This window comes from Methylosinus sp. is20ea, assembly GCF_059718135.1.
In genome coordinates, this window is record NZ_AP046088.1 from 2,645,573 (window position 1) to 2,671,732 (window position 26,160).

The window sequence follows — 26,160 nt, forward strand, 5'->3', positions numbered from 1 at the left end:
AGTCCGCGATCGATTATGAGCATTACGTCATCCGACCCGCCGACACCATAGCGCGGACGCCCTCCATTGTCGCGGCGCAAACGGAGGGGAGTCGACTGTCGGAACAAATTTAGCGGGTCTTTGCGCTCAGCCCATATTCGCGCTCAGCCCTGTCGCTGTCGGATGACAGAGAGTCGCCGCCGGATGACAGAGACGCTCGCTCGCGTCGTGCTGGCGACCGTCGTCGAGAAAACAGCGGCGCGTCGACGCCGGAACAGATGTCGTGGCGATAGACGGCGTCCATGTGGAGTCGATCTGTTGCTTCGAGACCCTCGAAGCACATCTACCCGTTGGGCGATCCGAGGCGACGAGCGTCTCTGCGCCCATGCGGGCGGCAATTTCACTCGCCTGATTTTCCTCTCGGAAAAATGGTGGGCGCACAAGGGCTCGAACCTTGGACCCGCTGATTAAGAGTCAGCTGCTCTACCAACTGAGCTATGCGCCCGTCCGTTGCTTCGACTTGCGCCGAATGAGCGGAACGAGGCGTGCAAATACCCAATGACACCGCCCATGTCCAGCTCAGAAAAGAAAAATTCGTCACATTTCCGTCCGAGCCTTCACGGGCGCCACTCCGGCGCGGGCTCGGCCGCCTGCGCTTCTTTGCGCGCCGCCGTCTCCTTGGCCGCGGCCAGAGCGCGTAGAGCCGCTGTCACGCCATCGCCCGTGGCGGAGGACAGCAGAAGCAGGGCAGGGCGCTCAGCGGCCTCCGCAGGCCCGGCGGAGGCCATCGCACGCTTCAGCCGTTCCTTCTGCTTCTTCAAATGCTCGGGGTCAGCGGCGTCGATCTTCGAGAGCGCCACGATCTCCTGCTTCTCGTCGAGCTCCGCGCCATAGGCGGCGAGCTCGCGCCGCACGATCTTATAATCCTTGCCGGCGTGCTCGCCCGTCGCATCCACGAGATGCAGCAGCGCGCGGCAGCGCTCCACATGGCCGAGAAAGCGATCGCCGAGCCCATGGCCGTCATGCGCGCCCTCTATGAGGCCGGGAATGTCGGCGAGCACGAATTCGCGATCATCCACCCGCACCACGCCGAGACCTGGATGCAGCGTCGTGAAGGGATAGTCGGCGATCTTGGGCTTGGCGGCGCTGACGCTGGCCAGAAAGGTCGATTTCCCGGCGTTGGGCAGGCCGATCAGCCCGGCGTCGGCGATGAGCTTCAGCCGCAGGATGAGCGTGCGCTCGATTCCTTCCTGGCCGGGATTGGCGCGGCGCGGGGCGCGATTGGTCGAGGTGGTGAAATGCAGATTGCCGAAGCCGCCATTGCCGCCGCGGGCGATGATGGCGGTCTGTCCCACCTCGGTCAGATCGGCGATCAGCGTCTCGCCGTCCTCCTCGAGAATCTGCGTGCCGGCGGGCACTTTCAGCACGGCGTCGGCGCCTTTGGCTCCATGGCGGTTCTTGCCCATGCCATGCACGCCGGTCTTGGCCTTGAAATGCTGCTGATAGCGATAGTCGATGAGCGTGTTGAGCCCGTCGACGCAGATCGCCGTCACATCGCCGCCGCGGCCGCCGTCGCCGCCGTCCGGCCCGCCGAACTCGATGAATTTTTCGCGACGGAAGGAGACGCAGCCGGCCCCGCCGTCGCCCGAACGCACGTAGATTTTCGCCTGATCCAGAAATTTCATGGCTTTTTCGAACTCATGTCGCTTGCAGCTTCGGACGCCTTGCGCCGAGGCTCGTCGGAATGGCGCCGCGGCGCAGGTCGAAGAGCTCCACATCGACCTCGCCGCCCCGCGCCGGCGCCGGGAATTTGCCGTGTCCCGCGCGGGTGAAGCCCAGTTTCTCGTGGACGCGCACCGAGGCGACGTTGGTCGGCAGGGCGGAGGAGACGATTCGCTCGAGCCCCGTCATGCCGAAAACCACATCGATGAAGGCGCCCGCCGCTTCGCTCATCAGTCCGCGTCCCCAATATGGCCGTCCCAGCCAGAAGCCGATCACGCCGGCCCCGCGCGAGCTCGAGCCATGCACGCCGATCACGCCGATCGCCTCGTCGGCCTGGCGCTTCTGCGTCAAGGCGAGGGTGAGGCCGGCGCCGCTGGCGTTCTCGGCGCGGACGGCGAGGATGTAGGCCGCGGCGTGATAGGCCTCATATGGGTGCGGAATGCGCGCCGTCTTCAGGGCGACCTCCGGATCGCCGGCCAGACGGCAGATGGCGCCCTCGTCGGCGGCGCGCGGCCAGCGCAGCCACAGCCTCGAGGTCTCCAATCTGAAAATGTCGTCGCGCGCAATTTCCGGAAACATCCGAGGCTCCATGGCGGCCGAGTGCGAAAAGAGGCCGAAAAAAGACGAAGGGGAAGCGGCGTTCCGCTTCCCCTATCGACCCTTTGAGGCCTTTTTCCGGATTTTGCGCCTGGAGCGTCGCCTTATCGCGACTGCTCGAGGACCAAATCCGCCGGGGATCGAAACGCCGGCGGAGGGGGTCCTCGAAAGATCCTCCGCCTATTCGGCGGCTGCCGCTGCCGGCGGCACGACCGCTACCGAGGCGCGGCCGCCGCTCGATTTGAACAGGACGACGCCGTCGACGAGCGCGAAGAGCGTGTGGTCCTTGCCGATGCCGACATTGCGGCCGGGGTGCCATTTGGTGCCGCGTTGACGCACGATGATATTGCCGCCGATCACGGCCTCGCCGCCGAACTTCTTCACGCCGAGACGGCGACCGTCGGAGTCGCGACCGTTGCGCGACGAGCCGCCCGCTTTCTTATGAGCCATTGTTCTCGCTCCCGAATCTCTAACCGAGCCGGCTCGTCCGCCGCTCGGGGCCGCGCTCGGCGGCCGCTGAATTGCTGCGCGCGCCGATCTCACGGCGCGCATATTCCCTCTATACGCCGATCAGCGGCGTTTCGCCACGCCCCGAAATGCTCAGGCGCCGGCCTCTATGCCGGTGATTCGCACGATCGTCAGATCCTGACGATGGCCGCGCTTGCGCTTGGAGTTCTGGCGGCGGCGCTTCTTGAAGGCGAGCGTCTTGGGGCTGCGCGCCTGCTCGGCGATCTCGCCCGAAACGCTGGCGCCCGCGACGAGCGGCGCGCCGATCTTGGCCGAACCCTCGGCGCCGACGAACAGCACCTCGTCGAAGGTGATCTTGTCGCCCGCCGCGCCCTCGAGGGCCATGACGGTTATCGTGTCTCCGGCGGTGACGCTATATTGCTTCCCGCCGGTCTTGATGACTGCGAACATCTTGTTTTCCTGTGTTCGTCCCGGCTCTGGCGGAGACCGCCGGCCGGCTTTTTTGCAGTTGACCGGTTTTGCGCTTCGCTCCTCGCGCCGGATCATCGCCGGCGCAAAAAGAAAATCGCGGCGAAACCGCCGCGACGAAGCGAGATAGCCCTAAACGGGCGCAGCTTCATTGTCAATCGCGCCTAGGGGCCGCGATTCGAGGGGTCAGCGCGTCTCGGAGCGCTCGGTTTGCGGGGGAGCGCCCGCCGCGTCCTCGCTCTCCGTCGCAGCGACCTGCGCCGCCTCGATCTTCTGCCGTTCATATGCGGAGATGATCGACTGCACCATCGGGCCGAAGCGCTCGGCGAGCTCGGCGCAGCGCGTCGAATTGATGAGCTCGACGCCGCGCCGCTCACTGCGGACGAGCCCCGCCTCGCGCAGGATGCGGAAATGCTGCGAGAGCGTCGATTTGGCCAGCGGCGCGTCCTGAATATTCAGGAAGGTGGAGCAATTCTGCGCGCATTCCGACGCCGCCAGCCGGGTGAAGATCTGCACCCGAACAGGGTCCGCCAATGCGTAGAGAATCCCCTCGACGGTGATCTCCTCCAGCCTCGGATGGTGAAGCTTCCTCATGCGCCAGACTAGCACGAATTGACATTCGCGCATTAGTTCAGTATTTCGGAACTATGGAATTTAGCGCGAAAGGAGCGCGAGCATGGGTCGGCTTTCTGGCAAGATCGCAGTCATCACCGGCGGCAATAGCGGCATAGGCCTCGCTACGGCCGAGCTTTTCGTGAAGGAGGGGGCGCAGGTCGTGGTGACCGGGCGCCGTAAGGCGGAGCTGGACGCGGCGGTCGCCCGCATCGGCGCCGGGGCGGTCGGCGTGCAGGGCGACGTCTCCGCGCTCGCGGATATCGACCGGCTCTATGCCGAGGTGAAGGAGCGCTTCGGCCGCATCGACATTCTCTTCGCCAATGCGGGCGTGGTGCGGCTCGCGCCGATCGAGGGCGTGGACGAGGCTCTGTTCGACCAGCTCTTCGGCGTCAATGTCAAAGGTCTGCTGTTCTCCGTGCAGAAGGCGCTGCCGTTGTTTTCCGACGGCGGCGCGATCGTGCTCAACTCCTCCATCGCCAATACGGTGGGCACGCCCGGCTTCGGCGTCTATTCGGCGACGAAAGCCGCGGTCCGCTCCTTCGCCCGCACTTGGACGAGCGAGCTCAAGGACCGCAAGATTCGCGTGAATGTGGTGAGTCCCGGCCCGATCGAGACGCCGATCTTCGACACGATGGGCCTCTCCGCGCAACAGCATGACGAATTGGCCGAGCAATTGAAGACCAGCGTGCCGCTCGGCCGCTTCGGCGCGCCGGAGGAGGTCGCCGAGGCCGTCTTGTTCCTGGCCTCCGGCGCGAGCAGCTATGTCGCCGGCGTCGATCTCTATGTCGATGGCGGCCTCGTGGCCGTCTGATCGACGAACGAAGGGCGCGTATCGCCGATCATTATCCGCCCTTGAAAATTCGCCGCCGCGCGATCGGATCGACGATCGGCGGCGGCTCCTCCCGTCATAGGCCGAAATCGCGCCTTATCTCGTCATTCGCTCTGGCGAGATGACGCTCGACGGTCCGCACCGATACGCCGACCCGCGCCGCGATCTCGGCGCTGGTCAAATGCTCGAGGCGCTTCAGTAGAAATATTTCCCGATAGAGCGCAGGCAAGCGCGCGAGCGAGGCGCGCAGCTTCTGAAACTCCATCAGCGTGGCGATCGTGTCGCCCGAGTTGGCTTGCTCGGCCTGATCGGCGCGCGCCGCCTCCTGGACATAGCGCGAGCGGATGCGATCGCGACGCATGGCGTCGACCGAGAGATCGGCGGCGATGCGGAAGAGATAGGCGCGCGGGCTCTCGAGCTTGGCGACATCGACGCGCTGCAGCGCATGGAGATAAATGTCCTGCACAATGTCTTCCGACTCTTGCGCGCCGACGCGCCGACGCGCGAAGCGGCGCAGAGCCGGCGCATAATCCTGATAGAGTTCGTCGAGCGCTTTCTCCGAGGAGGTCATCGCGCGCTCTCCTTGGTCACGACGCGAGAAAGCAGTGCGGCGGCGCCAATTCGGGGCTCTGGTTTCGGCATGGGAAATCCCCTTCGTCGAGGGTGGAGCTCCGTCGCGCTCCCATCGTTTTTGAAAAAAGGGGGCGAAGTTCGACGCTGCGTGCGAAAGGCGTCGCGCGCGACAAATCTCTGGTCGCGCGACATCGTCCGCGCGGCGCGACATCAGGAGATGTCACGCCAGGGTAGGCTGTGGCCGCGGCTCACGAATGGAATCGAAGAGGGGCTTCGAAAAAGGGTCACATCGCGGGTGGGCCGCGCGCCACGAATCCGACGCTCGCCACGAGAAGGCGCGCCGTCGAGTCCCCCCGGCCGGCCCAAAGGCGACCGCATCGACCAGGGATCGTGAAGCGGGCGGGCGAAGGCCGCCTCGAGACATGCGGCGTCATGCGCCGCGCAGCCGAGCGCGCAACATTCGAGTGTGCGGCAATTGCGATCGTGCAGCGGATCGCCGCCGTCGCCCATCGCGCTCGAAACGCAGATCGGAGCGAGGGAGAGATCACGCTCGTCGAATGCCGAGGAGCGGAGATAGAGCAGCGATTGAAGGACGACGGCGCAGAGCAGGATCGCGACGCTTCTCGAAACGTGGCGACTCGCGAATAATCTGCCGAAAATCCACTGCATGGGAAGAAGATATAACATCGACGTCACACGTATGCAACTAATACATGTATTTCGACTAGCGTCAACCTATGGACGAAGCGCGTCGTCGTTGCGACACGCGAGTGTTCGTTTCGATTTGCGTCGTCGTCAGAAAATTCGCTGCCCGGCAAACGCGTCAGGCGGCGCGCCAGCGTCCGGAATCGGCGACGAATTCGCCGATGGCCTCGGCGATATGAGCGATATGGGCCTCGCTCAATCCGGGATAGACGCCGACCCAGAATGTGCGGCGCATGACGATGTCGGTCGCGGCCAGCTCGCCGGCGACGCGATGCGGGCGATCCTTCATATAGGGCTGGCGCAGGAGATTGCCGCCGAACAGCAGCCGCGATCCGATGCGCCGCTCGGCGAGATGCTGCAGCAGCGCCTCGCGCTCGAAGGGGGCGTCCTCGCGCAAGGTCAGCGCGAAGCCGAACCAGGAGGGATCGCTGCGCGGCGTCGCCTCGGGCAGCAGGAAAATATCCTCATGCGGCCGCAGCGCTTCCTTCAGCAGCGCGAAATTGCGCTTGCGCGCCGCGATGAAGCCCGGCAGGCGCTCCATCTGCGCCAGCGCTACGGCGGCCTGCATGTCGGTGATCTTCAGATTATAGCCGAGATGCTGATAGACATATTTGTGATCATAGCCGAAGGGCAGCTCGCCCGATTGCCATTGGTAGCGCTTCTTGCAAGTGTCGTCCTTGCCCGGCGCGCACCAGCAGTCGCGGCCCCAGTCGCGGAAGGATTCGACGCTGCGGCGCAGCACCGAGCGCGAGGTGAACACCGCGCCGCCTTCGCCCATTGTGATGTGATGCGCCGGGTAGAAGCTCAGCGTTCCTATGTCGCCGAATGTGCCGACCTGGCGCCCGTCATAGAGCGAGCCGAGCGCGTCGCAGCAATCCTCGACCAGCCACAGATCGTATTTTTCGGCGATGCGCGTCACCTCGGCGAGATCGAAAGGATTGCCGAGCGTATGGGCGATCATTATGGCGCGCGTGCGCGGCGAGATCGCCGCCTCTAGGAGATCGGCGCGGATATTATAGGTCGGAATGTCGACATCGACGAAGACGGGCGTCATCCCATTCTGCAAAATGGGATTGAGCGTCGTCGGAAAGCCGGCGGCGACGGTGATGACCTCGTCGCCGGGCTGAAGCGCGCGCTCCTTCAGCAGCGGCGAGGTCAGCGCGGTGAGCGCCAGAAGATTGGCCGAGGAGCCCGAATTGGCGGTCAGCGCGTGTCGGACGCCGATGAACTCCTCCAGAGCCTTTTCGAAAGCCGCATTGAAGCGCCCGGTGGTGAGCCAGAAATCGAGCGCGGAATCGACGAGCGTCTGCATCTCGCGCGCGCCATAGACCTTGCCGGAGACCGGAACGGCCGAGGCGCCGGGGCGGAATTCCGGCGTCGCATGGGCGATCTCGGCGTAGCGGCCGACGAGCGCCAAAATCTGCTCGCGCAGCGCTTCTTTCTCGTCCGTCGTATCGGCGGAGGCTGCGGGCGGGGTCATGGCGTTGCTCCGGGCGTGCTCGCGCCGTTCTGCGCGGCGTCCATGCGTCTCTCATAGGCGTCGATCTGGGCGAGCGATGTGGTCGCCACATCCTCGCCGCGACGGCGGCGCGCGTCCCAATCGACGATCGCCTCCAGCGCCTCGAGGATCGACCATTGCGGGCGCCAGCCGAGCCGGCTGCGCGCCTTGGCGGAATCGAGCTTCAAGAGATGCGCCTCATGCGGCTCGTCGCCGCCGCTCTTCGTCCAGCCGGCGCTATCGCCATAGGCGCGGCAGAGTGCGTCGGCGATCTCCGCGACCGTGCGCTCGCCGGCAGGATCGGGACCGAAATTCCACGCCTCCGCGAAGGGCGCGCCATCGCTCCACAGGCGCTCGGCGAGCGTCAGATAGCCGGCGAGCGGCTCCAGCACATGCTGCCAGGGCCGCACCGCGCGCGGAAAACGTATTTGCGCCGTCTCGCCGCGCTCCAGCGCGCGCAAAATATCGGGCACGAGCCGATCGGCCGCCCAATCGCCGCCGCCGATGACATTTCCGGCGCGGGCCGTGGCCAAAGCGGCGCCGCGCATGGGGTGATCGGCCGTTGCGAAATAGGAATTGCGGAAGGAGGCGGCGACGAGCTCCGCGCAGCCTTTGCTGGCGCTATAGGGATCGAAGCCGCCCATCGCCTCGTTTTCGCGATAGGCCCAGGGCCATTCGCGATTCTCATAGCATTTGTCGCTGGTGACGACGACGATGGCGCGCGCCGACTGCGCGCCGCGCAGCGCTTCGAGCAGATGCGCCGTGCCGAGCGCGTTGACCTCGAAGGTCTCGATCGGATTGGCGTAGGAGTAGCGCACGAGCGGCTGCGCCGCGAGATGGAAGACGATCTGCGGCTCGAACTCCCGCACCGCGCGCGCCAGCCGCTCGGCGTCGCGAATATCGCCGATGACGCTCGTCATCTTCTGGTCGAGGCGCGCCAGCGCGAAGAGGCTGGGCTCGGTCGGCGGCGCCAGCGCATAGCCCGCGACATTCGCGCCGAGGCGCGTTAGCCATAAGGAGAGCCAGCCGCCCTTGAAGCCGGTGTGCCCGGTCACGAGGACGCGCTTGCCGGCCCAAAATTGCGGCGTCATAGGGCGTTCGCCAATTGCGGAAGAGCGAGCCTGAAGGCTCGCGGTCCAGGGCGCGCGTTGGACCGCGAGCCTTCACGCTCGCCTCGATCGCCGTGAATTCTGCTCACGTCCAGACCTTCCAGGGCGCCTCGCCGCCGCTCCACAATTGCTCGAGGAAACGCTTGTCGCGCAGCGTATCCATGCATTGCCAGAAGCCGTCATGGCGAAAGGCGCGCAACTGCCCGTCGGCGGCGATCCGGGTCAGCGGCTGCTGCTCGAGCGCGGTGGAGTCGCCGTCGATATAATCGAGCGCCTTCTTCCACATCACGAAGAAGCCGCCATTGATCCAGCCGCCGTCGCCGCGCGGCTTCTCGTCGAAGGAGAGAATGTCGTCGCCATCCATTGTGACGGCGCCGAAGCGGCCGGGCGGGCGCACGACGGTCATGGTCGCGAGGCGGCCATGGGCGAGGTGATAGTCGATCTCGCCGGCGATATCGATATTGGCGACGCCGTCGCCATAGGTGAGGCAGAAGGGCTCGTTATCGGGGAGATAATCCGCGATGCGCTTGAGGCGCCCGCCAGTCATCGTCTCTATGCCGGTGTCGATCAGCGTGATCCGCCAGGGCTCGGCCATTTTATTATGGACGATGGTCTTGTTCTCGGCGAGATCGAAGGTGACGTCGCTCATATGCAGGAAGTAATTCGTAAAATAGTCTTTGATGAAATAGCCTCTATAGCCGAGGCAGACGATGAACTCGTTGACCCCATGCTGCGAGTATATTTTCATTATGTGCCACAGGATCGGCTTGCCGCCGATCTCGATCATGGGCTTGGGGCGATTGTCGGTCTCTTCGCTGAGGCGCGTTCCGAGACCGCCTGCGAATATTACGGCCTTCACGCGCGCTGTCTCCTCGAGAATGCGAGGGCGGTCCTCCGCGAATCGGGACGACGCCTTCAGCGCAGTCTAGCCGCGCGCCTTGCGCGAGCCTGTCGCGCGCCCGCCGCTCACGCCGCGGCGCAGCAGGGCGGGCGTCAGGGTTAATCGCCCCTTAACCCGGCCTGCCTACCCTCGGCCGTCACGTCAGGCGAGAACGCCCGCTTCCCGGGCGCCTCGCTGTTTTTCGATCGTCGCACGAGTGGGCTCGTTCGTCATGATGCGCAGCAACGCATTCCGTCACGTTTCCGAGCCGGTGCGCGAATTCACGGCGCGGCGGGCGGCGGAGCTCGCCGGCGCGGCGCTCATAGCGGCGTCGGTCGCGGCGGCTCTGGCGCTCGTCTCCTGGTCGGCGCGCGATCCCTCCTTCAATCATGCGACCACCGGGCGGGTGCGCAATCTGCTCGGCTCCGGCGGCGCGGTCGCCGCCGATATATTGATGCAGATGCTCGGCCTCGCGGCGATCGCGGCGGTTCTGCCGCTCGCCGCCCAGGGCCTGCGGCTGGTCACGCAGCGCGCGCTGCATCGGCCGCTGCTGCGCTTTGGTCTTTGGATCGTCGGCGCGCTCGCGGCGGCGGCGGTCGTCTCGCTGCTGCCGGTCACCGATCGCTGGCCGCTGCCCACCGGGCTCGGCGGCGTGCTCGGCGACGCCGTGCTGGCGCTGCCGCGCCGCTTCTTCGGCGAATCGGCGGCCGCCATGGCCGTCGTCGCGCTCATCGGCGCCGGGACCGCCATTCTCGCCCTCACCGGCGCCGCCGGCTTCGGCTTCGAGGCGCCCGCCGCCGGGGCGCATCCGGAGGACGAGCCCGTCGAGCGCCGCTCCCATGACGAAGTGGACGACGAGCCGGGCGTCGCCATCGTCTCGCTGGGCGCGCTCATCCATGCGGGTTTGACGATCAAGACGCTGGTCTCGCGCCGCCTCGCCGCGCTGCTTTCACGCCGCGGCAGCAAGCCGGTCGAATTCGACGAGCCCTCGGGGCCGCCGCTGCTCTCCGCCCGCCGCGAGCCGGTCTTCGACGCCTTCTCCTTCGTCCCGCCGCCGGCGCCAGCGCGGGCCGCCGCCGCCGCGCCGCGCGAGGAGGATTACGACGAGCCGCCGCCGGCCTCCGCCCGCGTGATGGAGCCGGTCGGGCCGCTGAAGCAGGGCAAGCGCGTGATGCGCGAGCGCCAGCCCACTCTGTTCGAGAGCCGCAATGAGCAGCATCGCTACGAGCTGCCGCCGCTGCTGCTGCTGAGCGAGCCGAAGAAGCAGGCCGCGGCCGCCAAAATCTCGCAAGACGCGCTGGAGCAGAACGCGCGTTTGCTGGAGGGCGTGCTCGAGGATTTCGGCGTCAAGGGCGAGATCATCAATGTGCGCCCCGGCCCGGTGGTCACGCTCTATGAGCTGGAGCCCGCGCCGGGGATCAAATCGTCTCGCGTGATAGGCCTCGCCGACGATATCGCGCGGTCGATGTCGGCGGTCTCGGCGCGCGTCGCCGTCGTCTCCGGCCGCAACGCCATCGGCATAGAGCTGCCCAACCATCGCCGCGAGACCGTCTTCCTGCGCGAGCTGCTCGCCTGCGAGGATTTCGAGAAGACCAAGCATCGCTTGGCCATAGCGCTCGGCAAGACGATCGGCGGCGAGCCGGTCATCGTCGATCTCGCGCGCATGCCGCATCTTCTCGTCGCCGGCACCACCGGCTCCGGCAAATCGGTCGCCATCAACACCATGATTCTGTCGCTGCTCTATCGGATGAAGCCGGAAGAGTGCCGCCTCATCATGGTCGATCCGAAAATGCTCGAGCTCTCGGTCTATGACAACATCCCCCATCTGCTGACGCCCGTCGTCACCGACCCCAAAAAGGCGGTGGTGGCCCTCAAATGGGCGGTGCGCGAGATGGAGGACCGTTACAAGAAAATGTCCAAGCTCGGCGTGCGCAATATCGAAGGCTTCAATCAGCGCGTCGTCGAGGCCCAGGCCAAAGGCGAGATCATCACCCGTACCGTGCAGACCGGTTTCGATCGCGAGACCGGCGAAGCGATTTTCGAGCGCGAGGAGATGGAGCTGCATCCGATCCCCTTCATCGTCGTCATCGTCGACGAGATGGCGGATCTGATGCTGGTCGCCGGCAAGGATATCGAAGGCGCGATTCAACGCCTCGCGCAAATGGCGCGCGCGGCCGGCATTCATCTCATCATGGCGACGCAGCGTCCCTCGGTCGATGTCATCACCGGCACGATCAAGGCGAATTTCCCGACGCGCATCTCCTTCCAGGTGACGTCGAAGATCGACAGCCGCACCATTTTGGGCGAGCAGGGCGCCGAGCAGCTCTTGGGGCAGGGCGACATGCTCTATATGGCCGGCGGCGGCCGCATCTCGCGCGTGCACGGGCCTTTCGTCTCGGACAATGAGGTCGAGAAGATCGTCGCGCATCTGAAGACGCAGGGGCAGCCGCAATATCTCGACGCCATCACCACGGAGGACGAGCCCTCCGAGGAGGTTGTGGAGAGCGCCGCGCCGGGCTCCATGGATGCGGAGGAGGGCGCCGATCTCTACGATCGCGCCGTGGCGATCGTGCTGCGCGACCGCAAATGCTCGACGAGCTATATTCAGCGGCGCCTGTCGATCGGCTACAATAAGGCGGCGTCGCTGGTGGAGCAGATGGAGCGCGAGGGCGTGGTGGGCCAGGCCAATCACGCGGGAAAACGCGAGATTCTCGTGGGCGGCGGGATAGATCGCGGGGCGTTCGATATAGACGCGGCGTGAGGGATTTTAGCGAAGGTGGGGTGAAGCTTTCCTCATCCTGAGGAGCCCGCGAAGCGGGCGTCTCGAAGGACGAGGAAAGCGTCACTCGCGCCTTTTGGAGTTCTCCATCGCGCTTCGCGCCGCGCCCTGTGGGCGCTCTTCGGCATGAGGGGCGCTTCTCGAGAGTCTTGCTTCGGCGCCTCACCCCTCGCGCCGCTCATCTCACGAGCTTTCGGCCTATCTCGATCGCTTCCGCGGGAAGATTCGTCGCGACGATCCGCACGCTCAGCACGCCGCCTTGCGCGGGGACGATCCGCACCCAGCTCTGCGCTCCGACTTGCAGCGTCTCGACGCCCGCGCCGGCGGCGACCTCTATGTCGATATAGGTTCCGACGCCCGTCGCTCCGGCGTTCCAGGCATAGACGCCTTCGCCATAATGCGCCGCCGCGCCCGACGAGAGCCGCAGCGAACCCTCCATCTCGATGCGAGCATAGCTGACGCCCTTCAGCTCCGATGTGAGCGTATGTCGAAATATTCTCGGCGAGGTCAGCAATTCGGCCGTCCGGATGGGGTTTTTGCCCTGCAGATCGGCCGCCGTCTTCGCGAGGCGGGCCATTGCCGGGTGCGATGCGGCTCGCTGCGCGGCCTTGCGAGCGGCCCTGTTCGCGAGCAGCTTCAAGACGACTCTGCCGCCCTTTGTCGCGAGCTTGATGAGACCATAGCCCGCTATGACGTAACTCAGCGGGTCTTCCGATTCGAGACCGGGTTCGCTTCCGCCGGAGCCCTGAATAGCCAAGATCACGCCATCGGGATCGATCAGCAGCTCGAAATAATTCGGGCCGACATTGTGATATTTCGCAAAAGGCGCCCAATCGCCGGCATTCGGATAATCCTCTTCGACATAGGCGATATCCTGATCCAATATCGCCTGAAGGTCTTTTATGCGGTTCTCGCCGACACTCTCGGTCGCGAATTTGCGTCGAACGATGATGTTCTCGACCGGCGCTATTCCGAAATGCCCGATCACCGGATAGGCGGCGAATTTGCCGAGAACCGGATAATCATAAGCGTAGAAGGGCTTTTGATCGACGACCGGCGCGATCGACATTTTCGTATTGCGATTGGCGACGAGGTGGCTGTAGCGCTTCTCCCACCTCGTCGCGAAATCCTCGAAATTCGTGCTCGGCGTGCGATAGAGATCCAGCGGCCGCATTTGCGCAGGAAGCAGCTGAAAACCCTGGACGGAATCCTGGAAGGGCACGCGAACCCGGCCGCCATGGGCGTTGTCGCCCACGGTGACCCATTCCTGCCGGGCCCATAATGTCGCGTCGAGCAGGCTGCGGTTGGAAATGGCTTCGTAATCCATGAAATTCTCCGGCGGCAATCGGGACGTTCTCGCTCTGGCGCTATGTCTCGCGCCGATGCACGCCGCCGACTGTGCGCGGGCGCACGCTCGCGAGCGGCCGCGACGTCAGGGCGACGCAATCGTTCTCGCCGAATATGATCCAACATTAGCCATATCGCCGTCCTAGGGAGGACGGCGGACGGCCCCGTTCGGCCGCGCCGAATCGTCCGGAGCACCCACTGCTGTGAAATCGCCTCTCGCCGCCGCGCTGGTCCTCGCCCTTCTCGCCGCCTCCGGCGCTCAGGCCGTGGAGCCGAAGAAAAAGCCGCATCCGGCGCCGGCCGCCAAGGCTCAGGCGGGAAAGCCGGCGGCCAAGGGCAAGCTGGTCGCCGCTGCTGACGCCAAAGCGAAGCCGAAGCCCGCCGATTCAAAAACCGCGCAGGCCAAGCCTGCCGACCCCAAGCCTACCGACCCCAAGCCTGCCGACCCCAAAGCCGCCGTCCCCGCCGCCAAGCCGCCAGCGCCCGCGGTTCCGGACGCCGCCAAAGCGGCCGTGGGCGCCGCCGCCGTGGGCGGAGCCGCGGCCGCCGTCGCAGTCGCGGCCCAGCCGCAGGCGCCGTTGACGCGCGAGGAGGCCATCAAGCGCGCCGAGGCCTCGCTCAACTCCTCTCCCGTCATGACGGCGGATTTCGTGCAGATCGGCGGCGACGGCCGCAGGGCCGAGGGCAAGCTCTATATCCATAAGGTCGGGCGCATGCGCTTCGAATACGCCCAGCCGGCGACGATGGAGGTCGTCTCCGATGGCACGCAGGTCGCCGTGCGCGACCGCAAGCTCAATACGCAGGATCTCTATTTCATCTCGCAGACGCCGCTGAAATTCCTGCTCAACGAGAAGATCGATCTCGAGAAGGATGTGAAGCTCATCGATGTCGTCATCGACGACGCCGGCGCGTCCATCTCCATCGAGGACAAGGCGACCTTCGGCGGCACGTCGAAAATCAAGCTGATCTTCGATTCCAAGACTTTCACGCTGAAGCAGTGGCAAGTCTCCGACCCGCAGGGCTATGAGACTCTGGTGTCGCTCTTCAACGTCGACCGCAGCCGCTCGCCGGACCCCAATCTGTTCAAGATCGACAAGGGCTCGCTGCTCGACTTCCATTAGAGTCGGCGACGCGTCGCCCCGTCGATCACCAGGACCTCGCCGTCGCGCAGCGCCTCATAGGGCCGGCCCTTCGCCTCCAGGAAGGCGATTTGCGCCGCGACCGCGCCTGGTTGCCAATAATCCGTGTCGAGATGCACGACGAGCGCATGACCGAGCAGGCCGAGCCCTTCCCATAGGATCTCGCGCGGATAGCCGGCCGGCGCGCTATGCGGATCATCAGCGGCCTCGAGGCCTGCGAGACTCTCCGAGACGACCACCGCTCCGGCGCTGAAGCCGCCATAGACGAAGGCGTCGCGCGCCAACGCATCTTTCGCGAGATAGTCGAAGCCGCTCTGCCGCATGGCGCGGCGCAGGATGAACACATTGCCGCCGCTGACCCAGACGAGATCGAGCGCCGCGAGGCGCGCCGCGAGCCGGTCGGAAGCGCCGAAATAATCGCGCAAATCCAATTCGTCGGCCGCAAAGCCCAGGCGGCTCAATTTCTCGATCTGGTCCTGCAGCCAATCGGCGCGGGCGCGCGGGCGGTCGTCGAGCGGATTGACGACGACCGCGGCGCGCCGCCCGCCGCGCGTCAGCGCGACGAGCGCCTCGGCGTGATCGCCGAGATCGAAAGAGGAGAGATAGAGCCGCACGCCGGCGCGGCTCAGGTGGCTTTCAGCGTCGCCATGTCGATGACGAAGCGATATTTCACATCGCTCCGCACCATGCGCGCATAGGCCGTCTCGATCTCCTGCATGGCGATCGTCTCTATATCGGCGACGATGCCCTTCTCGGCGCAGAAGTCGAGCATTTCCTGCGTCTCCTTTATGCCGCCGATCAGCGAGCCGGCGATCTGCCGCCGCTTGAAGATGAGCCCGCCCGCCGAAGGCGAGGGATGCGGCGTCTCCGGCACGCCGACCAAAGTCAGCACGCCGTCGCGCTTCAACAGATTCACATAGGCGTCGAGATCATGGGAGACGGCGACGGTATCGAGAATGAAATCGAGGCTATTGGCCCGCGCCGCCATGGCGTCCACGTCTTTCGAGACCACGACCTCATCGGCGCCGAGCGCCAGAGCGGCCTCGCGCTTCGATGGCGATGTGGTGAAGGCGACGACATGCGCGCCGAGCGCATGGGCGAGCTTCACGCCCATATGGCCGAGCCCGCCAATGCCGACGATTCCGACTTTCTTGCCCGGCCCGACGCCCCAATGCTTCAGCGGCGACCATGTGGTGATTCCGGCGCAGAGCAGCGGCGCCACGGCGGCGAGCTGCGCCTCCTCATGGCGAATGGCGAGCACGAAATGCTCGTCGACGACGACGGCTGTCGAATAGCCGCCATAAGTATTCTCGCCGGAGCCGTCGAGCGGGCCGTTGTAGGTGGCGGTGAAGCCGTGCTCGCAATATTGCTCGAGCCCATCGTCGCAGGAGACGCAGCGGCGGCAGCTGTCCACCATGCAGCCGACGGCGGCGAGATCGCCGGCTCTGAACCTCGTCACCTCCGCGCCGACGGCGGTCACGCGGCCGACGATCTCATGGCCCGGCACGCAAGGATAGCGCGTGCCCGGCCATTCGCTGCGCGCCGTGTGGAGATCGGAATGGCAGACGCCGCAAAAGAGAATGTCGATCGCGACATCCTTCGGTCCCGGCGCGCGGCGCTCGATGGAAAAGGGCGCGAAAGGCGCCGTGGCGGATTGGACCGCATAGGCCTTGGTGGGCATGAGATGGCCTCGGGTTTTTTCGAAGGGGGATATGGGGGGGGCTCGCCTCGGGGGAGGCGGTTTCCAATAGCATGTTTCGGCGATCGGGTCGAAGATGAGGCCTGCTCGAATTTGACGCGGCTCTGAGACCTGGGGGCGGGGCGATCGGGTGAATGGCAATCCTTTTCGCACCCTCGCCCTCATGCTGAGGAGGCTCCGTAGGAGCCGTCTCGAAGCACGAGGGCGAGCTCCAGAAGGCGGCGCCGACGGTTTCCTCGTCCTTCGAGACGCCCGCTTCGCGGGCTCCTCAGGATGAGGAAACCTTTACCCCATCGCCGTGGTGCGGGGTGGAAGTAGACGTCGATTTTGTCGACTATCACTGATGAAGGCGCGGGCGATGATGAAAAATCCTGCCCATCCCGGTGGGCTCATCCGGGACAATATAGAGGAGCTGGGCCTGAGCGTCGCCGAGGCGGCGAAGGGCCTCGGCGTGACGCGGCAGCAGCTCTATCGTCTCATCAACGGTCATCACGGGCTCACGCCGGAAATGGCGCTGCGGCTCGAGCAGGCTTTTGGCGGATCGGCCGACGCATGGATGCGGATGCAGATCGCCTATGACCTCGCGCGAGCGCGAGCGCGCGCGAGCGCGAGCGCGCGCGAGCGTTTCCATCGCTCGACTCGCGCCGAAGGTGGCGTGATCTCGACCACGGATTCTCACCCCCACAATTCCCTCTCCGGCGGAAACACCAGCGACCCCTCGTAGCGCAGCCCTGGCTCGCGATCCATCGCCAGCAGCAGCGGCCCGTCGAGATCGACGAATTCCGCCCCTTGCGCGACGATCAGCGCCGGCGCCATCGCCAGCGAGGTGCCGACCATGCAGCCGGCCATGATCGAGAAGCCGAGCCGCCGCGCCTCGGCGGCGAGCGCCAGCGCCTCGGTGAGGCCGCCGGTCTTGTCCAGCTTGATGTTCACCGCGTCATAGCGCCCGACCAGAGCGGCGAGGCCGATGCGGTCGTGCACGCTCTCATCGGCGCAGATCGGCACGGGGCGGGGAAGGCGCGCGAGCGCTGCATCGGCGCTCGCCGGCAGAGGCTGCTCGATCAGCCTCACCCCGGCCTTTGCGCAGGCCTCGCTATTGGCGGCGAAATTCTCCTCGCGCCACGCCTCGTTGGCGTCCACGATCAGCGCCGAATCGGGCGCGCCGGCGCGGATGGCGGCGATGCGCTCGGCGTCGCCATCGCCGGCGAGTTTCACCTTCAACAGCGGGCGATGCGCGGACTTGGCCGCGGCCTCGCGCATTTCTTCGGGCGTCCCGACGGAAATCGTATAGGCCGTGACCAGCGGCTCCATCCGCTCCAGTCCGGCGAGCCGATAGGCGGGAACGCCCGTTCGTTTCGCCTCCAAATCCCACAGCGCGCAATCGGCGGCGTTGCGGGCCGCGCCCGGCGGCAGCAGGGCGGCCAGCGCCGCGCGGTCCGCGCCGCCCTCCAGCAGAGCGCGCACGCTCTCCAACTGATCGACGACGCTCTCCACGCTCTCGCCATAGCGGGCGTAGGGCACGCATTCGCCGCGCCCCTCGACCGCGCCGTCGCGCAGGCGGGCGGTGACGACGACGGCCTCGGTCTTGGCGCCGCGCGAGATGACGAAGCGCCCGGCGATGGGAAAGCGTTCGACGGAGACGGTCAGTTGGACGCTCATTCGGATTTTTCCAGTTGAAACAAATAGCCGCCCGCGGCTCGCGGCCACGCTCGCGCTCGACTTCGGCTGCGCTGGAAGTTAAGACGCTGCGGGGCGCGGAGAAAGGGAGCCGCCGGCCCATTGGGCCGAAAATAGGCATGGCCACGGATCTCGACCATACGGCCCGCCTCTCGTCGCGACGAGAGGGAGAGACCGCCGTCTTCGCGCTCGGCGGCGAATGGGTGCTCGCCGATTCGAGCGCCTTGGAGCGTGACGCCGCCGGCATGGCCGCTTCCGCGCGCGGCGCCGCTCGCGCTATCGTCGATCTCGCGCGCATCGCCCGGCTCGACACCGCCGGCGCCTGGATCATCGGCCGGGCGCTGGACGAGCTCGCCCATGCGGGCGTCGCCGTCTCGGTGGAGGGAGCGCGGCCGGAGCACGCCGTGCTGCTGCAGGAGACGAAATTTCGTCCTCTCGAGGCGCCGAGCCGATGCCGCCGCTTTCTCGTCGTCGATATTCTCGCCGATCTCGGCCGCTCGGTCGTCTCGGCGGCGCAGGACGCCTATAATGGGATCGGATTTCTCGGCGAATTCGTCGTCGCCGCGAGCGTCGCTTTCCTGGCGGCGGGGCGCTTCCGCTTCACCTCGCTCGTCTATCATATGGAGAGCTTCGGCTTCCGCAGCCTGCCGATCATCGCGCTCATCAATCTCCTCGTCGGCGCCATTGTCGCGCAGCAGGGCATTTTCCAGCTCCGCCGCTTCGGCGCAGGCGCCTATGCGGTCGATCTCATAGGCATTCTGGTGCTGCGCGAGCTCGGCGTGCTGCTCACCTCCATCATGATCGCCGGCCGCTCCGGCTCCGCCATCACCGCCGAGCTCGGCTCGATGAAGATGCGCGAGGAGGTCGACGCGCTGCGCGTGATGGGCCTCTCGCCCATCGAGGTGCTGGTCACGCCGCGCATATTGGCGCTGGTGCTGTCGCTGCCGCTGCTCACTTTCGTCGCCGATATGTCGGCGCTGTTCGGCGGCCTGCTCGTGTGCTGGGTCTATGAGGGCATCAGCCCGGCCGCCTATCTCTCGCTGCTGCAGGGGGCGATCGGCCGCAACACTTTCTTCGTCGGCCTCATAAAGGCGCCTTTCATGGCGTTGATCATCGGCATGGTGGCCGCCATGGAGGGCATGGCGACCAGAGGGTCGGCCGAATCGCTCGGGCGTCACGTCACCGCCTCGGTGGTGAAGGCGATCTTCATGGTCATCGTCGTCGACGGCCTCTTCGCCGTCTTCTTCGCCTCGATCAAATATTAGCGCGCGATGACCGACCTCTCCTCGCAGACGATCGAACAGCCGGAGCCGAGCGCGGCGCGCGAGACGGTCATCCGCGTGCGCGATCTTTTCGTCGGCTTCGGCCAGACTTTGGTCATGCGCGGCCTCGATCTCGACGTCTATCGCGGCGAGGTCTTAGGCTTCGTCGGCGGCTCGGGGCAGGGCAAATCGGTGCTGATGCGCACCATTCTCGGCCTCGTCGACAAGCGTTCCGGCCTCATCGAGCTGTTCGGGCAGGACCGCGACCGCATGTCCTCGTCCGAGCGCCGCCGCATCGAGCGGCGCTGGGGCGTGCTGTTCCAGAATGGCGCATTGTTCTCGAGCCTCACCGTGCGGCAGAATATTCAAATGCCGATGCGCGAGAGCGGGCAGGTGTCGGCGCGGCTGATGGACGAGCTGGCGATGCTGAAGCTCGAGCTGGTCGGACTGCCGGCGAGCGCGGCGGACAAATTTCCGGCCGAATTATCGGGCGGCATGATCAAGCGCGCGGCGCTCGCCCGGGCGCTGGCCCTCGATCCGGAGCTGGTCTTCCTCGACGAGCCGACCTCCGGGCTCGATCCGATCGGCGCCGCCGAATTCGACGAGCTGATCGCCACTCTGCAACACACGCTCGGATTGACCGTCTTCATGGTCACGCATGACCTCGACAGCCTCTATTCCATCTGCGACCGCGTGGCGGCGCTGGCCGAGGGCAAGGTGATCGCCGCCGGGCCGATGGAGGAGATGCTCGCCTTCGATCATCCCTGGCTGAAGGCTTATTTCCATGGCGTGCGCGGCTCGCGCCTCGCTGGAGCGCAAAATCTACGCAAGATCGACGAGCGAAAATCCAAAGACCTGCGAGCGAAAGATATGCGAGGACGAGAGTAGCCCCATGGAAACCCGCGCCAATTTCGCGCTCATCGGCGCTTTCGCCCTCGCCGTGGTGTTCGCGGCCTTCGGCTTCGTCTTCTGGTTCTCGGGGGCGAGCCAGACGGCGCAATACAAGACGTTCGAGCTGCATTTCAACGGCTCGGTCAGCGGTCTGCTGCGCGGAAACGACGTGCGCTTCAACGGCCTCAAGGTCGGCGAGGTGACGCAGCTCGCCATCTCCGATCAGGACCCGAGCCGCGTCGACGTGCTCATCAGCATAGACCGCAAGACGCCGGTCAAGACCAATACGCGCGCCCGCCTCGAGCAGACGGGTTTCACCGGCGTCGCCTATGTGTCGCTGACCGGCGGCACGCCCGGCGCGGAGGATTTGCGCGCCAAGCAGGGCGAGACCTTTCCGATCATCGAAGCGGAGCGCTCCGAATTCCAGAATATTCTGGAGAATGTGCAGAAGCTCTCGTCGACCGCCACGGAGGTTCTCGACAAGGTGGGCAAATTGCTCGACGCCAATTCGCAGACCATAGCGGACACGCTGAAGAACACCGAGAAATTCACCAAGGCGCTGGCGGATAATTCCGGCGGCATCGACTCCTTCATCCACGATATGTCGGAGATCAGCGCCTCGATGAAGCCGCTGCCGGCGCGCATCGACAAGCTGCTCACGGCGATCGATCCCAAGAAGCTGAACAACATAGCGACCGACATCGCCGGCGCCACCGCAAATCTCAAGAGCTTCTCCGGCAGTGGGCTGAAGCAATATGAGCAGCTCGCCGTCGATGCGCGCAAGACGTTGGATACGGTCGAGCGCGCCGTGCGCTCGCTGGAGAAGAATCCGCAGCAGGTGATCTTCGGCGCGAGCCCCGCTCTGCCCGAATATCGCGGAAAGTGAACAGTGTCGCTCTTTGATGTCCCGCGACGTTCGAGTAATCTTGGAATCACTGTCGAAAGCGGCGTGGCGTCGCGCGCGGTCAGCGGGAAGGATCGGTCCATGACGCCGTCGAGAGCGTCGCTCTCACTCATTCTGCTCGCCGTTCTGGCGCTGTCCGCTTGCGGCGGGGCGCCGCAGCGTGAGAGCTTCGATCTCGGCGGCCCGGGCGGGGCGGCGCGGACGCTCGCGCGCCCCTTGCGCGGCTCGCTCGCCGTCGCCGAGCCGCAGGCGGTGCAGCCCATCGACTCCGACCGCATCGTCGTGCGCACCGGGCCGAACGAGGTGGCCAATCTCGCCGAGGCGCAATGGGTGGATCGGCTGCCGCGGCTCGTGCAGGCGCGGCTCATCGCCGGCTTCGACATCGGCCGGGCGACCGGCTCCGTCGTGCGCGCAGGAATGGTCGCCGATCGCGTTCTGGCGACGGAGATCCGCCGTTTCGAGATCGATGTGACGAGCGCCGAGGCGATCGTCGAGATTTCCGCCAAAATGCTGGATTCGCGCGGCGCGCCGGTCGGTCATGGCCGCGTCTTCTCGAGCCGCGCGCCGGCGCCGCATTCCACCGGCGCGGCGGCGACGCAGGCGCTGGACGAGGCGTTGACCGCGACCGTCGGCCAGATCGTGCGCTGGACCGCGGCGCAAGTCTGAGGTCGCAAGTTCGACGTCGCAAGTTCGAGGTCACAAGTCTGATACGACTTTCGGCTGAATGGTTCGGCGCGTTCCCCCTCTCCCCGCGAGCGGGGAGAAGGAAGGCGGCAAATGCCGCGCGAACCACTCAGCTGGAAGCGGTATGACTTCGCGCGACGTCAGACGGCGCGCGACATCGCGCAAGCCTGCCATCGCCGGTCCGACATCACGCCGTCGCAGCCTCGAGGAAAGACTAGCGCGCCCGCTCCGCCGATGATAACTGATCGCGCGAGAGGACGAGCGTCGGGCCGAAGCTTCGGGCGAAGGACTTCGGCGGCCCGCCGATTTTTGCGCCGGCGGCAGGCGCGCCGACACGTCAACGGAAGAGACGAGCACCATGGTGAAGACCAGCCTCTACGACCACGCGACCCGCTACGGCGCCGAGCCCGGCGGCGGGGCTCCGACCAAGGCGAAGATCACTTTCGTCGACTCGCATGGTCAGGCCCGCACGGTCGAGGGCGAAACGGGCTCCACCGTCATGGAGACGGCGCGTCGCAACGATATCCCCGAGATTCCGGCCGAATGCGGCGGCGCCTGCGCTTGCGCGACCTGCCATGTCTATGTGGACGAGGCCTGGGTCGAGAAGGCCGGCAAGCCCTCGCAGATGGAAGAGGACATGCTGGACTTCGCCTTCGACGTGCGCGCCAATTCGCGCCTCAGCTGCCAGATCACCGTGCGGCCCGAGCTCGACGGCCTGGTGGTGACGACGCCCTCCCAGCAGGGCTGAGCGTCCCGCATCTTTCGGACGACCCGAACGCCGCGGAGACGCGGCGTTTTTTTTTCGCGGCGGCCGGCCGATTCTGCGCCGCCTCGCCGAGCCGATCGGAGACCGGCGGCGCTCGCCGCCCGAAGACATTTGCATGACGGCGCGGATGCTATAGACCAGAGCCGTGAAGGATCGGGCTTCGGCCGGGGCTTGCGCCTCGGCCGGGCTTGTTTCGACGGCGGCGGCCATGGACGGATCGAGACGAGCGGCGCCTCGGGGGACAGCCCCGAGCGCGCCCCGGCGCATTGTCGGTCCGATGAAGCTGCCTCGCCCCTCGCGAATTTCGTTTTGGACGCGGCGAAGGACTAGAAAATGACTGAGACAATCGAAACCGACGCGCTGATCGTCGGGGCCGGCCCGGCCGGTCTGTTCGCGGTTTTCGAATTGGGACTGCTGGATATAAGGGCGCATGTGATCGATATTCTGCCGCGCGCCGGCGGACAATGCTCCGAGCTCTATCCGGAAAAGCCGATCTACGACATTCCCGGCCATCCGCTCGTCACCGGCCAGGGCCTCACCGACAATCTGCTCGAGCAGATCAAGCCCTTCCATCCGACCTTCCATTTCAACGAGATGGTCGAGACGCTCACGCCCACCGGCACGCCCGAGTCTCCCTCCTTCGAGGTGACGACCGACGCCGGCGTGAAATTCAAGGCGAAGGTGGTGTTCGTCGCGGCGGGCGGCGGCTCCTTCCAGCCCAAGAAGCCGCCGATCGCCGGCATCGAGGCCTATGAGAACAAATCCGTCTTCTATGCGGTGCGCCGCATGGAGGATTTCCGCGACCGGGATGTCGTCATCGTCGGCGGCGGCGACAGCGCGCTCGATTGGACGCTCAATCTGCAGCCGATCGCCAAGAGCCTGACGCTCGTCCATCGCCGCGACCAGTTCCGCGCCGCGCCGCATTCGGTCAATGCGCTGCAGGAGCACATCGCCGCCAAGCGGGTCGACTTCCGTCTCGGCCAGGTCACGGCGATCGAGGGCGTGGACGGCGAGCTCGCCTCGGTGACGATCCGCGGCAATGACAATGCCGATACGACCGTCTCGGCGCATCGTCTCATGCCCTTCTTCGGCCTGACGATGAAGCTCGGTCCGGTGGCGGATTGGGGTCTCAATCTGCACGAGAATCTCGTTCCCGTGGACACGGAGAAATTCGAGACCAATCACCCCGGCATTTTCGCCATCGGCGACATCAACACCTATCCGGGCAAGCTGAAGCTCATTCTGTGCGGCTTCCACGAGGCGTCGCTGGCCGCGCAAAAGGCGCATCGCTACGTCTATCCCGACAAGAAGCTGCTGTTCCAATATACGACGTCATCGACCAATCTGCAGAAGAAGCTCGGCGTCTGATCGCCGAGCCTCGTCCTTGTCTCTCGCGGAGGAGGGGCCCGTGTCGTCGCAAGCCTGGAACGTGGTCGACGCCTATATAGCGGATCGCCTGATCGGCGTGGATGCGGAGCTCGACTCCGCGCTCGCCGCCAACGCCGCCGCCGGCCTGCCGGCCATCGACGTCTCTCCCCCGCAAGGCAAGCTGCTGCATCTGCTCGCACGCTCGATCGGCGCGCGGCGCATTCTCGAGGTGGGCGCGCTCGGCGGCTACAGCACCATATGGCTGGCGCGCGCCCTTCCGCAGGGCGGCCGGCTCGTGACGCTCGAGCTCGAGCAGGCGCACGCCGATGTCGCCGCCGCCAATCTCGCCGGCGCCGGGCTAGCCGAGCGCGTCGACATTCGCGTCGGCCCGGCGCTCGACACGCTGCCGCAGCTCGAGAAGGAGGCGGCGGGCCCTTTCGACCTCGCCTTCATCGACGCGGACAAGCCCAATAACGCCAATTATTTCGCCTGGGCGCTGAAGCTCGCGCGGCCCGGGAGCCTCATCATTGTCGACAATGTCGTGCGGGATGGCGCGATCGTCGATCCCGCCAGGGCGAAGGATCCGGGCGCGATCGGCGCCCGCGCGCTGTTCGACGCTCTCGCCGCGGAGCCGCGCGTGACGGCCACCGCCATTCAGACGGTCGGCTCCAAGGGCTGGGACGGTTTCGCGATCGCGCTCGTGAACGGGTGACGCCGTCAGGGCGCTCGCTCGCTCGTATCTCGCGCGGCGTTGCTTTGCGTGGGCGCCCGCCATCGCGCCACAGGCGGGCCGCAGAGGTCGACGCGCAGAAAGGTCCCGTCCGGACAATTCTGAAAATATTCCGCCGGCAATCTCGCGCGCGCCGAAGTCCAGCGCCGCGGGCCTTCCTCGAGCGTGTGGAAACCGCTCGCGTCGAGCCGCGGATCGGCGAGATCGATTTGACGATTCTCGCCGAAACCGTCGCAGAGCGTCAGAGCCGATATGCAGACGCCGAGCTCGCGCTCGTCGCCCTGGCCCGCATCTGCCGGCCGGGCGATCGGGGATGCGAGCCGCACCTCCTGCGCGCCGGCGGGAATCTCGAAGCGGCAGGCCAGCCCGCGAATGACAGGCTCGATCCGCGCGCCGTCGACGATGAGATGCAGCTCGAGCGGCGGCTTTTCGTCGAGCGTCCAGCCGAGCGCTTCCGCCCGCAAGCGAAGCTGCGTCTGTAGAGCCTCGACGAGCGGACCGCCGGCGTGGAAGGGGCGGCAGAAATCCGCATGGCCGCGCGTCGCGGGATCGACGCCCGGGCGGGGGCCGATCGAGACGACGGCGTTCTCGACGAAGAAGGCGCGATTGCCGGTGTCGATATAGCTCCCGGAGGGCTGGTTCTCGGCGAGGAGGATGTCGTGCTCATCGAGCTCGACATGCCAATAGGTCACGCGTTCGGCGTCGAGCTGCCGGATCGTCGCGCCATTGACGAGCGCGCCGGCGGGAATGAGCACCTCTCCCAGAATATCGAAGCAAATGGCGTGGTCATGGGAGACATGGAGGTCTCGCGCCGGTCTGTCGGGGCCGAGGGCATGGGCGGCGATGCGGACCGGCCGGATTTTGGCGGGGGCGTCCGCGCAATCGACCTCGCGGTGGCCGAGCCAGCGGATGCGCTTTTGCGCGCCGGAGGCCGTGACGACCAGATCGTCGACGACGAGCTCCTCGACCGGGACGTCGCCGCGCATGGTGCGAATGCGCGTGCCTGCGCAAAAGCACGCCGCGGAAAAGCTCAAAGGAACCGAGGCCGATGGCGTGGCGGAGACGCCGAGCTGCCAAGAGTCGCTCACGCCATCGTCGAGCGCGACATAATTGCCTTGCGTCGGCGTGAGGCCGGTCCATTGCACGCCGAGCTCGAGTCCAGCGGAGAGCGGATTGAAGCCGGCGTTGACGCCATAGACGGTTTGACCGCCGATGACGGTCGACCCGAGGACATATTGGTTGGTCGCGCTGCTCGTGCTAGTCTTGGTGTTGCCTAAGCCGTCGGTATAGGTGAAAGTTCCGGTGACTTTATTGGTCGTATAGTCGATCGTAAAATTTCCTGAAACGATGATATTTCCAGGAATCGAATTCGTGCCCGAAGGCGGAACGACGAGATTGAAAGTCAATATTTGAATATTGTCCGCCATAAATGCCTCGAAAAAACCAAAAGCAATCGGCCGACGTTAAATTG

The 26,160-nt window shown here is 65.8% G+C and carries 25 protein-coding genes and 1 tRNA gene; 11 read left to right on the forward strand and 15 right to left on the reverse strand.

The window, feature by feature from the left end; genetic code table 11:
• Positions 1 to 408: 408 nt before the first annotated feature.
• From AC6IY7_RS12245 to AC6IY7_RS12270, 6 genes are all read right to left on the reverse strand, one after another.
• Positions 409 to 484, reverse strand: a tRNA-Lys gene (locus AC6IY7_RS12245).
• Between the two features lie 112 nt (positions 485 to 596).
• Positions 597 to 1,664 (reverse strand): GTPase ObgE, encoded by a 1,068-nt coding sequence (gene obgE, locus AC6IY7_RS12250; protein WP_497779402.1) that lies wholly within the window; start codon positions 1,662 to 1,664, stop codon positions 597 to 599.
• Positions 1,665 to 1,677: 13 nt separating this feature from the next.
• Entirely contained in the window at positions 1,678 to 2,280 is a 603-nt protein-coding gene (locus tag AC6IY7_RS12255) for a GNAT family N-acetyltransferase (protein WP_497779403.1), read from the reverse strand.
• Positions 2,281 to 2,478: 198 nt separating this feature from the next.
• The gene (gene rpmA, locus AC6IY7_RS12260) at positions 2,479 to 2,748 is read right to left on the reverse strand and encodes a 50S ribosomal protein L27 (RefSeq protein ID WP_497779405.1); all 270 of its coding nucleotides are present in this window, start codon (positions 2,746 to 2,748) and stop codon (positions 2,479 to 2,481) included.
• Positions 2,749 to 2,898: 150 nt separating this feature from the next.
• Entirely contained in the window at positions 2,899 to 3,216 is a 318-nt protein-coding gene (rplU, locus tag AC6IY7_RS12265; RefSeq protein WP_064033869.1) for a 50S ribosomal protein L21, read from the reverse strand.
• A gap of 204 nt (positions 3,217 to 3,420) precedes the next feature.
• Complete coding sequence (locus AC6IY7_RS12270; protein WP_497779407.1) at positions 3,421 to 3,828, reverse strand: ArsR/SmtB family transcription factor; 408 nt, start codon at positions 3,826 to 3,828, stop codon at positions 3,421 to 3,423.
• 82 nt (positions 3,829 to 3,910) lie between these two features.
• On the opposite strand from AC6IY7_RS12270, the gene AC6IY7_RS12275 reads away from it, so the two are divergent.
• A complete protein-coding gene (locus AC6IY7_RS12275; RefSeq protein WP_497779410.1) occupies positions 3,911 to 4,660 on the forward strand; it encodes a glucose 1-dehydrogenase in 750 nt (249 codons plus the stop codon).
• Between the two features lie 94 nt (positions 4,661 to 4,754).
• Here AC6IY7_RS12275 and AC6IY7_RS12280 read toward each other — a convergent pair whose 3' ends face one another.
• From AC6IY7_RS12280 to rfbF, 4 genes are all read right to left on the reverse strand, one after another.
• Positions 4,755 to 5,249 carry an RNA polymerase sigma factor gene (locus AC6IY7_RS12280; protein ID WP_497779412.1) on the reverse strand — a complete coding sequence of 165 codons (495 nt, stop codon included), beginning with the start codon at positions 5,247 to 5,249 and terminating at the stop codon, positions 4,755 to 4,757.
• An 825-nt stretch (positions 5,250 to 6,074) separates the two neighbouring features.
• Positions 6,075 to 7,436 carry a lipopolysaccharide biosynthesis protein RfbH gene (gene rfbH, locus AC6IY7_RS12285; RefSeq protein ID WP_497779414.1) on the reverse strand — a complete coding sequence of 454 codons (1,362 nt, stop codon included), beginning with the start codon at positions 7,434 to 7,436 and terminating at the stop codon, positions 6,075 to 6,077.
• Positions 7,433 to 8,545 (reverse strand): CDP-glucose 4,6-dehydratase, encoded by a 1,113-nt coding sequence (gene rfbG, locus AC6IY7_RS12290; RefSeq protein ID WP_497779415.1) that lies wholly within the window; start codon positions 8,543 to 8,545, stop codon positions 7,433 to 7,435. Before rfbG ends, rfbH begins: the two co-directional genes overlap by 4 nt.
• 103 nt (positions 8,546 to 8,648) lie before the next feature.
• Positions 8,649 to 9,422, reverse strand: coding sequence for a glucose-1-phosphate cytidylyltransferase (gene rfbF / locus AC6IY7_RS12295; RefSeq protein ID WP_497779417.1), 774 nt, complete (start codon positions 9,420 to 9,422; stop codon positions 8,649 to 8,651).
• Positions 9,423 to 9,675: 253 nt separating this feature from the next.
• On the opposite strand from rfbF, the gene AC6IY7_RS12300 reads away from it, so the two are divergent.
• Complete coding sequence (locus AC6IY7_RS12300) at positions 9,676 to 12,204, forward strand: FtsK/SpoIIIE family DNA translocase (protein WP_497779418.1); 2,529 nt, start codon at positions 9,676 to 9,678, stop codon at positions 12,202 to 12,204.
• 196 nt (positions 12,205 to 12,400) lie between these two features.
• Here AC6IY7_RS12300 and AC6IY7_RS12305 read toward each other — a convergent pair whose 3' ends face one another.
• Entirely contained in the window at positions 12,401 to 13,549 is a 1,149-nt protein-coding gene (locus AC6IY7_RS12305; protein WP_497779420.1) for a hypothetical protein, read from the reverse strand.
• 223 nt (positions 13,550 to 13,772) lie between these two features.
• On the opposite strand from AC6IY7_RS12305, the gene AC6IY7_RS12310 reads away from it, so the two are divergent.
• Positions 13,773 to 14,690, forward strand: a complete 918-nt coding sequence (locus tag AC6IY7_RS12310; RefSeq protein ID WP_497779422.1) for a LolA family protein — start codon at positions 13,773 to 13,775, stop codon at positions 14,688 to 14,690.
• Here AC6IY7_RS12310 and AC6IY7_RS12315 read toward each other — a convergent pair.
• A complete protein-coding gene (locus tag AC6IY7_RS12315; RefSeq protein WP_497779423.1) occupies positions 14,687 to 15,322 on the reverse strand; it encodes a Type 1 glutamine amidotransferase-like domain-containing protein in 636 nt (211 codons plus the stop codon). The genes AC6IY7_RS12310 and AC6IY7_RS12315 overlap by 4 nt on opposite strands.
• Before the next feature lie 11 nt (positions 15,323 to 15,333).
• Complete coding sequence (locus tag AC6IY7_RS12320) at positions 15,334 to 16,389, reverse strand: NAD(P)-dependent alcohol dehydrogenase (protein WP_497779424.1); 1,056 nt, start codon at positions 16,387 to 16,389, stop codon at positions 15,334 to 15,336.
• A gap of 376 nt (positions 16,390 to 16,765) precedes the next feature.
• On the opposite strand from AC6IY7_RS12320, the gene AC6IY7_RS12325 reads away from it, so the two are divergent.
• Positions 16,766 to 17,131, forward strand: coding sequence for a HigA family addiction module antitoxin (locus tag AC6IY7_RS12325; RefSeq protein WP_497779426.1), 366 nt, complete (start codon positions 16,766 to 16,768; stop codon positions 17,129 to 17,131).
• On the opposite strand, the gene dgcA is transcribed toward AC6IY7_RS12325, so the two are convergent.
• Positions 17,083 to 18,066, reverse strand: a complete 984-nt coding sequence (gene dgcA / locus AC6IY7_RS12330) for an N-acetyl-D-Glu racemase DgcA (RefSeq protein WP_497779427.1) — start codon at positions 18,064 to 18,066, stop codon at positions 17,083 to 17,085. The genes AC6IY7_RS12325 and dgcA overlap by 49 nt on opposite strands.
• Positions 18,067 to 18,203: 137 nt before the next feature.
• Here dgcA and AC6IY7_RS12335 point away from each other — a divergent pair, with 137 nt between their 5' ends.
• The 7 genes from AC6IY7_RS12335 to AC6IY7_RS12365 all read left to right on the forward strand — a co-directional run bounded on the left by AC6IY7_RS12335 (position 18,204) and on the right by AC6IY7_RS12365 (position 24,671).
• The gene (locus AC6IY7_RS12335) at positions 18,204 to 19,349 is read left to right on the forward strand and encodes an MlaE family ABC transporter permease (RefSeq protein WP_497779428.1); all 1,146 of its coding nucleotides are present in this window, start codon (positions 18,204 to 18,206) and stop codon (positions 19,347 to 19,349) included.
• A gap of 6 nt (positions 19,350 to 19,355) precedes the next feature.
• Positions 19,356 to 20,234: an ABC transporter ATP-binding protein gene (locus tag AC6IY7_RS12340; RefSeq protein ID WP_497779432.1), complete on the forward strand. Its 879-nt coding sequence runs from the start codon at positions 19,356 to 19,358 to the stop codon at positions 20,232 to 20,234.
• 4 nt (positions 20,235 to 20,238) lie between these two features.
• Complete coding sequence (locus AC6IY7_RS12345) at positions 20,239 to 21,123, forward strand: MlaD family protein (RefSeq protein ID WP_497779433.1); 885 nt, start codon at positions 20,239 to 20,241, stop codon at positions 21,121 to 21,123.
• A gap of 99 nt (positions 21,124 to 21,222) precedes the next feature.
• Positions 21,223 to 21,807 carry an ABC-type transport auxiliary lipoprotein family protein gene (locus AC6IY7_RS12350; RefSeq protein ID WP_497779435.1) on the forward strand — a complete coding sequence of 195 codons (585 nt, stop codon included), beginning with the start codon at positions 21,223 to 21,225 and terminating at the stop codon, positions 21,805 to 21,807.
• A 376-nt stretch (positions 21,808 to 22,183) separates the two neighbouring features.
• Positions 22,184 to 22,573 (forward strand): 2Fe-2S iron-sulfur cluster-binding protein, encoded by a 390-nt coding sequence (locus AC6IY7_RS12355; RefSeq protein WP_497779437.1) that lies wholly within the window; start codon positions 22,184 to 22,186, stop codon positions 22,571 to 22,573.
• A 351-nt stretch (positions 22,574 to 22,924) separates the two neighbouring features.
• Positions 22,925 to 23,959 carry an NAD(P)/FAD-dependent oxidoreductase gene (locus AC6IY7_RS12360; protein WP_497779438.1) on the forward strand — a complete coding sequence of 345 codons (1,035 nt, stop codon included), beginning with the start codon at positions 22,925 to 22,927 and terminating at the stop codon, positions 23,957 to 23,959.
• Positions 23,960 to 23,999: 40 nt separating this feature from the next.
• Positions 24,000 to 24,671 carry an O-methyltransferase gene (locus tag AC6IY7_RS12365; RefSeq protein ID WP_497779440.1) on the forward strand — a complete coding sequence of 224 codons (672 nt, stop codon included), beginning with the start codon at positions 24,000 to 24,002 and terminating at the stop codon, positions 24,669 to 24,671.
• Between the two features lie 5 nt (positions 24,672 to 24,676).
• On the opposite strand, the gene AC6IY7_RS12370 is transcribed toward AC6IY7_RS12365, so the two are convergent.
• Entirely contained in the window at positions 24,677 to 26,116 is a 1,440-nt protein-coding gene (locus AC6IY7_RS12370; RefSeq protein ID WP_497779442.1) for a Hint domain-containing protein, read from the reverse strand.
• Positions 26,117 to 26,160: the final 44 nt, after the last annotated feature.